Source organism: Ferruginibacter sp., from assembly GCF_031430955.1.
Taxonomy (GTDB): Bacteria; Bacteroidota; Bacteroidia; order Chitinophagales; family Chitinophagaceae; genus Ferruginibacter.
Genome location: NZ_JANPCM010000366.1, coordinates 1 through 8,016, shown reverse-complemented (window position 1 = coordinate 8,016; position 8,016 = coordinate 1). Strand labels below are relative to the sequence as shown.

The 8,016-nt window shown below is 36.3% G+C and carries 10 protein-coding genes; 6 read left to right on the top strand and 4 right to left on the bottom strand.

Translation table 11 applies throughout. The features are described from left to right. The coding region (locus ACY65O_RS10480) for a chorismate synthase (RefSeq protein WP_462220805.1) at positions 1 to 331 on the top strand (331 nt) is incomplete at its 5' end. On the opposite strand, the gene ACY65O_RS10475 is transcribed toward ACY65O_RS10480, so the two are convergent. Continuing rightward, entirely contained in the window at positions 332 to 775 is a 444-nt protein-coding gene (locus tag ACY65O_RS10475; protein ID WP_462220804.1) for a DinB family protein, read from the bottom strand. After that, positions 772 to 1,479 (bottom strand): M15 family metallopeptidase, encoded by a 708-nt coding sequence (locus ACY65O_RS10470; protein WP_462220803.1) that lies wholly within the window; start codon positions 1,477 to 1,479, stop codon positions 772 to 774. The genes ACY65O_RS10475 and ACY65O_RS10470 overlap by 4 nt, the downstream gene beginning before the upstream one ends. A gap of 95 nt (positions 1,480 to 1,574) precedes the next feature. Between ACY65O_RS10470 and ACY65O_RS10465 the strand changes: the two genes are divergently transcribed. The 5 genes from ACY65O_RS10465 (at position 1,575) to ACY65O_RS10445 (ending at position 6,079) form a co-directional block, all read left to right on the top strand. Then, positions 1,575 to 2,450: a L,D-transpeptidase scaffold domain-containing protein gene (locus ACY65O_RS10465; protein ID WP_462220802.1), complete on the top strand. Its 876-nt coding sequence runs from the start codon at positions 1,575 to 1,577 to the stop codon at positions 2,448 to 2,450. Between the two features lie 24 nt (positions 2,451 to 2,474). Beyond that, complete coding sequence (locus ACY65O_RS10460; protein ID WP_462220801.1) at positions 2,475 to 3,281, top strand: L,D-transpeptidase family protein; 807 nt, start codon at positions 2,475 to 2,477, stop codon at positions 3,279 to 3,281. Positions 3,282 to 3,325: 44 nt separating this feature from the next. Next, on the top strand, positions 3,326 to 3,769 hold the full coding sequence (locus tag ACY65O_RS10455) for a septal ring lytic transglycosylase RlpA family protein (protein ID WP_462220800.1): 444 nt from the start codon (positions 3,326 to 3,328) through the stop codon (positions 3,767 to 3,769). Between the two features lie 127 nt (positions 3,770 to 3,896). After that, entirely contained in the window at positions 3,897 to 5,234 is a 1,338-nt protein-coding gene (locus ACY65O_RS10450) for an OmpA family protein (protein ID WP_462220799.1), read from the top strand. Positions 5,235 to 5,389: 155 nt separating this feature from the next. Beyond that, entirely contained in the window at positions 5,390 to 6,079 is a 690-nt protein-coding gene (locus ACY65O_RS10445) for a DUF2238 domain-containing protein (RefSeq protein WP_462220798.1), read from the top strand. Positions 6,080 to 6,104: 25 nt separating this feature from the next. Here ACY65O_RS10445 and ACY65O_RS10440 read toward each other — a convergent pair whose 3' ends face one another. Beyond that, positions 6,105 to 6,608, bottom strand: coding sequence for an anthrone oxygenase family protein (locus tag ACY65O_RS10440; protein WP_462220797.1), 504 nt, complete (start codon positions 6,606 to 6,608; stop codon positions 6,105 to 6,107). A 20-nt stretch (positions 6,609 to 6,628) separates the two neighbouring features. Beyond that, positions 6,629 to 8,016: penicillin-binding transpeptidase domain-containing protein (locus ACY65O_RS10435; protein WP_462220796.1), on the bottom strand; the 1,388-nt coding region annotated here is incomplete at its 5' end.

Below are 8,016 nucleotides of genomic sequence, written 5' to 3'. Positions count from 1 at the left end.
CTTTGCCGCAGCAAAAATGTTTGGCAGCAAACACAACGATGCCATTGCTGATGAAACCGGTAAAACCATAACCAATCATGCAGGCGGTATTGTTGGCGGCATAACAAATGGTAACGAATTTGTTTTTCGTATTGCTATAAAGCCCACATCATCTACACCAAAGGAACAGGAATCTTTAAACTGGGAAACAAACACGGTTGAAAATTTTTCTATTAAAGGCCGGCATGATCTGTGTATTGCTTTACGTGTGCCTGTAATACTGGAAGCCGTAACCGCTTTTGTACTGGCGGATTTAATGATGCTGGAAAATAAGATTAAAAGAATTTTATGATCAGGCTAACAGCCTCCGGTGATAATTTATCTGGCCCAAATGATACGCTAAATGCGTTGTTAAATGCAACAGCATAAAACCTGTGGTTAATGGTTTGCCAAAAACTTCCAGCGGAAAAAGCTTCTCAAAATCTGCTGCACTTAATTTAGATAAACTTTCTCTTACCACTGTAATAGTATTTTCAATACTTTGTACTAAATTTTTACGTGGAATATTTTTTAAACTGAATTCCTTTTCTCTCTCCCTCACATAACCGGTGTTGCCCAAAATTGCTCCAATAAAATGGTTGAGGTTACCAATTAAATGCAGGCAAAGATTTCCTGCCGAATTGCCGATGCCATCTTTAATAATCCACAACCTTTCTTCATCTTTATATAAATTAATTTCGGTTATTAATTTATTAAGGTCTCTGTCAAAAATTTCTATTAAACTTGCCGTATTCATTTTTTTAATTTTTTTAATTCCAGTTTTTTAAAATCAATATCCAGCAGTTCAAAGTCTTTTGCATTGGGTAAACTGTAGTGCCACCACTCTGTATCTAATGCTTTAAAGCCATACTGCTCCATATATTTTTTAAGTAACAAGCGGTTTTGTAAAATATCTTCCGGCAAATTGGTAAACGCATGGTGGGCAGTATCGCTGAAATTATCAAAGCCGGTACCCATATTTAATTCTTCACCAGTTGCTAAATATATTAATGTAAGGTCAACAGCAACCCCACGGTTATGCCCACTGCCTTTTTTGGGGTCGGCTGCATAGCGGTCGTCCTGCACCGGCAGCCACATTTTTTCTGTAACAGAATAAGGACGGTAAGCATCAAAAATTTTTAAACCCAATCCCATTTCTTTTAATTGCACTTGTATTTTAAATAAAGAGTCTGCTGCAGGTTTTCTTAAATAAGTAGTAGTAATTGCCGGGTATAACTTTTCTTTCATAAAATTATTGTTGCCGGCATAGCGCAAATCTAAAACAATGTTGTGCATACGTTGTTTTAAATCAACCATTTGTTTAACCGGATTTTTTAGTACAGTTCTTTTATATTCAGTTAAAGAATGTATTACCCAAAGCCCATATTTATTTAAAACAGTATCCTGTGCAACTGTAATAACTGATGTTAATAAAAAAACAACAATGAAAATTACCTGCATTTGAAACCTATGTATTATCTTGTTCATATTATTACTTCTAACCAATCCACGAGAAAGCTAAAGTACCCATTAAGTTACCACTTTTTAACCCCTGTATGCAGCACTTTAAAAATCCTTATTTACAAATTACGGTTATTATTCTATGCCTGTTCATTATTTCATGCAATACTGCCAGCACGCCAAAAGATAAACAAATAGTTGCCGACCCCGAACAAATGGATATTAAGGCCAGCGAAAATATTAAAGAGGTTTTGGAATTTGCTTTAAAAAATAATGGTAAAGTTGATGATAGTATCAGTTTAAACCTTGCTGCTGTTGTTGATAATTTTTATGCTTTGGTTAAGTACGAGCCTGTATGGAGCAGTAAAGAAAAATGGCAACCTCTTGCAGATACTTTGTTTGATTTTATTACTAATGCAGAGCTGGAAGGGTTATTTCCCAAAGATTATAATTTCAAAAATTTACAAAAATTAAAAAATAAATTAGATACTGATTCCCTAAAAAGAATGGATGCCGCATTGTGGACAAGGGCCGACCTGATGTTTACTGACGCATTCATGCATATTATAAAAGATTTAAAACACGGCAGGTTACTGCCCGACAGTGTAAGCATTAATAAAGATTCAGCACTGGCAAAAGATTTTTTTGTAAAAAATCTTACTGATTTAATAGAGAAAAAAGAATTTACAGCCTTGTTAAATTCTTTGCAACCTGTAAACAAAGGTTACTGGGATCTTAAAAAAGGAATTAAAATGTTTTTAGACAGTATGGACAGACGAACCTATACTTATGTAACGTATCCTTATAAAAAAGGCGATGTAAAAGATTCGGTGCTTTTTATAAAAATGCTGCAAAAAAGATTAATTGAAAGCGGTGTAATAAATTTTGCTGATAAAATTTCTGACTCCACTAATTTAAGCCACGCTGTAAAAAAATACCAGAAACAGAAAGGATTTAAACAGGATGGATAAATTTCTGCATCTTTAATAAGGGCAATGAACGTAACCGACGCAGAGCGATTTAAAAGAATTGCTATTACATTAGACAGGTATAAACAATTGCCTGCGAAAATGCCCGAAAAATACATCTGGGTCAATTTGCCGGGTTACTATTTATGGGTAGTTCAAAAAGATACTATTGTTTTAGAATCTAAAGTAATTTGCGGTAAGCCCGATACCAGAACACCTTTATTAAACAGCGCCATAACGGATATGGTTACCTATCCTACATGGACAGTGCCTAACAGTATTATTACAAAACAATACCTGCCTAAATTAAAAAATAATCCAGGCTATTTGGCAAGGCTGGGTTTAAAATTGGTAGACAGTAAAGGCGAAACTGTAGATGCATACGGCGTTAACTGGAGTAAGTACACAAAGGGGATACCTTATAAAGTAATGCAGAACAGCGGCGATAATAATGCACTGGGGATTTTTAAATTTAATTTTAATAATCCTTATGCAGTTTATTTGCATGATACCAATCAACGTTATTTATTTAAAAACTCGTCAAGGGCTTTAAGCCATGGTTGTGTACGTGTGCAGGAGTGGGAAAAATTAGCATTTTTCATTGCCCGAAACGATAGTATTAACATCAGCAGCTCAGATACATTAAAGTATAATACCGATTCTATAAAAAACTGGATAGCAAATAAAGAAAAACACCGGATAGATGTAAGAAACAAAATTCCCATTTTTATTCGTTATTTTAGCTGTGAGGGAAAAGACGGGAAAATTAAATTTTATGATGATATCTATGGAGAAGATAAAGTGCTGAGAGAAAAATACTTTGCCAATAAATAAATATTTATTTCAGAAATCCACTTTCTTAATTTTACAGCTGCTGCATGAAATTATTTTTACCAAAGAAAAAAATTATTTTACAATTTTTATTGCTGACAACTTCAGCAATATTTTTTATTAAGCCTGTATATTGTCAGCGTGGCGATAAGCCGGTAAAAGTAAAAACAGTTACTACTAAACGTACATTATACGGGCTGGCAAGTTTTTATCATAACAAATTCAATGGCCGCCGAACAGCTAACGGAGAAATTTTCAGCCAAAAAAAATTAACCTGTGCCTGCAATGTATTGCCATTAGGTACATGGATAAAAGTTACCAATATGCGTAACGGACGCACTGTGGTGGTAAAAACAAACGACAGGTTACATCCCAGGATGAAAAGAATTATTGATCTTACAAGAGCAGCAGCAGTTCAATTAGGTTATGTATCAAATGGTATAACCCGTGTAAAAGTAGAAGTTTTGGGTAAAAAAGCACCTAAACCATAACCGATGCAACAAATCAGGCATAATAAATGTCTGCCGGGGTAATACTTCATTTTAATAATGTGGGTAAATTATTTTACGTTTTGAATGTAAGCCAGTATTTTTGTCGCAACTAAGTAAACTAACAAATATGAAGAAAATCTTATTACCGTTACTAACCATCGGTATGTTTATCACCAGCTTTGGTCAAAATGATTACAAAAAACGTCCGGCCTTAGGCGTGCATTTTATACTGAACGATTTTAAAACAGCCGCAGCTATACGGTCAACCAGTTTATCCAGCGTACTGCAGGCTAAGCAATGGAAACAAACAAAAAATATGGCAGCAGGTCTTGGCCTTAGTTATATTCAGGGTTTAAGTAATAATGTAGATTTTGCAACTACACTTTCCGGTTCTTTTTTAGATTACCCAATTCCCGGCAAAACATCTTCCAGCTCCAGCGAACTTTTATTAGAAGGTGTTGCCACTGCAAATTTTAAATTACTGTCAGACAAATATTGTGTGGTACCATTTATTACTGCGGGTTTGGGTGCATCAAAATATAAGGGCTACTATGCAGCAATTGCTCCAATTGGTTTAGGCATTCAGATAAATCTGTTTGACGAAGCATTTATTTTAATTAACTCTCAATACCGGGTTCCTATTACAGAAAATGCCGCCTATCATTTATACCATAGTGTTGGTATTGCAGGTAATATTGGCAAGCCAAGAGCAGAGCCTGCAGTTGCTGTTGTTTTGCCTCCGGTAATGGAAGCACCAAAAGACAGGGATGGGGATGGTGTTTTAGATACTGATGATAAATGCCCTGATGTAGCAGGACTGGCTTCTTTAATGGGTTGCCCAGATAAAGATGGCGACGGCATTACTGACGCAGATGATAAATGCCCGGATGTTGCAGGGTTGTCAAAATACCAGGGTTGCCCAATACCAGATACCGATGGTGATGGTATTAACGACGAACAGGATAAATGCCTAACTGTAAAAGGTGTGGCACGTTACCAGGGTTGCCCGGTACCGGATACCGATAATGATGGTGTAAACGATGAAGAAGATAAATGCCCTAACGAAGCTGGCCCTGCAACTAATTTTGGTTGCCCCGTTATTGCACAGGCAGTAATTGATAAAATTAATTATGCAGCTAAAAATATTTTCTTTGCAACAGGCAGTGCTAAGTTGTTACCTAAATCATTTAAATCATTAAACGAAGTGGCCACAATTATGGCTGCTGATAAAACTTTAATGCTGGATATAGATGGCCATACAGATAGCCAGGGTAAACCTGATAAAAATCAAACTTTAAGCGAAAACAGGGCCAACGCTGTTAAAGTATATTTAGCCAGCAAAGGTGTTGATGAAAGCAAAATGGCGGCTGCCGGCCACGGACAGGACATGCCCGTTGCTGATAATAAAACTGCTGCAGGCCGTGCTAAAAATCGCCGTGTGGAAATGAAGGCAAGAAATTATTAATTGATTTTATCTTAATAAAAATGCTAAAGCAGGGTTCTATTAATTTGAACCCTGCTTTTTTTATTGGCTATTTGTATAAATGTTTTTTAAAGAAAATAATAATACCCGCCATTAATGTTTTAAAATTGATCAATGATCAAATGACTGTTTAAATATTGACGATTGACCATTCACCATTGCCCATTCACAACCCACAACCAACCAATATGAATTTTTCAACTGCAATCAGCAACGATAGAAAAACTTTTAAGCAAAACCATTTACTTAAAATTTATTTGGCTATTTTTTTTATTTGCTGGATGGTAACTTTTATAAATACTACCAACCGCTCCAATTGGGTTACCGAAAATGTACTGACGGTTATTTTTATTTTCAGTATGATTTTTACATACAAAAAATTTAAGTTTAGCGATTTGAGTTACACACTTTTTTTTGTGTACATACTGCTGCATATTTATGGCGCCGAATATACTTATGCCGAAAACCCTTTTGGTTACTGGTTAAAAGATGTATTGGACTTAAACCGCAATTATTACGACCGCATTGTGCATTTTAGTTTTGGCTTTATGCTGGCTTACCCCATGAGGGATTATTTTAAAAATTATATGCAGTGGCCCGATTGGGTTTGCTGGGTTTTACCGGTTGAAATTACCATGTCGTTCAGTGCAGCTTATGAATTAATTGAATGGCTGGTGGCCGATGTTTTTTACCCCGAAGAAGGTGCTGCATACCTTGGCAGCCAGGGAGATATTTGGGATGCTCAAAAAGATATGGGCATTGCTTTTGCCGGTGCAATACTTTGTATGCTGTTGTTCAGGGTTATAAAGGTGGTGAGGAAGAAATAGAGAAAAATTTTTTAAATAGTTGTATCTATTTATTGGTTTTGCAAATACATGCAATTAGAATCAGTATCAAACTAAATATTGATGCCACAGTCCTTATCATATTTAAGTTGTTCCATTTTACTTCAAAAGCAATTCTTTGCTTTGCAATTTCTGCAAGGGTGGCATTAGTTAAGTTAAATTTATCAAGCGTTTGGTTTAAAGGAATGTTTCCAAGAATTGTTACCGCCATTACCCCGGCTAGATATATAATTGTTGCTGACAGTATAAGATAAAATTTTGCCGTTAATAATTGGTTGTATTGCATGTAACTGCAGATAGGAAGAAGGATTGCAGCGCCAAAAAATGAAATGAAAAATACCGGATTTTGAATTTCTCTGTTAAGGTACTGCATTGCAGAGATATATTCCCTGTCAGTTAATTTGGATAATCCTAATGTTACTGAACAGGACCAACTATAAAATAATCCGGCCATTAAAGCAGTAAACAAAGCAGTAAAAAATAAAATTGTATTGCTGAAATTAAAAATCATCAATTTGACATTTTTATAAATCAATACTCATTGCCGCCACTTGCCTTCTCTTTTTCTTTCTTAATCATTTTCTTTTCTTTTTCATCAAGTGGCCTTATCACTGATGGCAATACAGCTTTAGGCGGCGTTTTTTCATCAGGTTTACTTTTGGCCTTTGTGTTGGTATCCACTGCAGGTTTTTGTATCTCACTTTCTATAGGAACCTTTTCCAAAGGTGTTTCCTCCTTTATTGGCTCATTAATAAAATCGCCTGCATCGCCATTGCCCTGGTCAACTGTTGTGCTGTCGCCCTGCCTGAATAAATCACCCCAGCCTCCGGCATCCCCGGATAATTCCCCGTTAGAAAACGAAGCAGGTTTTTCAAAAGTTTTCATTTTACCATAGCCTAATTTTTTATCTCCATATACCTTACTCATAAAAATGCCCCACTTTGGTGCAGCCATTTCATTGCCGCCGGATGTTGCATAAATTCTTAAAAAAGGGTCATCGCAACCCACCCAGGTACCGGCTAAAAGTTCAGGTGTGTAACCAATAAACCAGCCATCGGCATTATCGTTTGTAGTACCGGTTTTACCTGCCATTTCAACTGGTATATTATAACTGTTAAGCGAACGTGCTGTACCAAATTTTACCACACCCTGCATTAACTGCACCATGGTAAAAGCAGATGCTTCACTCATTACCTGCTTAGATTCAGGCACGAACTCTTTTAAAATATTGCCACTTTTATCTTCAATTCGGGTTACTAAAATAGGTTCGGTAGTTAAACTTTTATTAGGAAACATCGTGTAAGCCTGCAGCATTTCCAGCATAGGAATTTCAGCAGCACCCAATGCAAGAGAAGTGTAGGGCGGGAGTTTTGATTTAATACCAGCGCTGGTTGCAAATTCTATTACTCTTTTTACACCTACCAGGTTGGTTATTCTTACTGCGGCCGCATTTTTTGAAAACGCAAGACAGTTAGCCATGGTGCCACCACCGCCAAAATATTTCATCTCGCCACCATACTGTACAGATCCGCCGGGAATTTCTGTTGCCGGCGTGTAGCCTGCATCCTGCACTGCTAAAGAATAAATTAATGGCTTAATGGTTGAGCCTACCTGTCTTTTAGTAGTGATATGATCGAACTTAAACCATTTATAATCTATACCGCCAACCCAGCATTTTACTTCGCCTGTTTTAGGATCCATCGCAGCAAATGAAGTTTGCAATAATTGCTTATGGTATTTTATAGAATCATAAGGCGTCATGGTAGTATCCTTTTCCCTTTTTGCATTCCATGCAAATACTTTCATCTTTACAGGAATAAAAAAAGTTTTTTTAATGTCGGCTTCTTTCATTTTTTCTTCCGATAAATTCTTCCAGAGGTCAGTGTTTTTCATTGATGCTTCTTTCGTAGGTTCGTGGG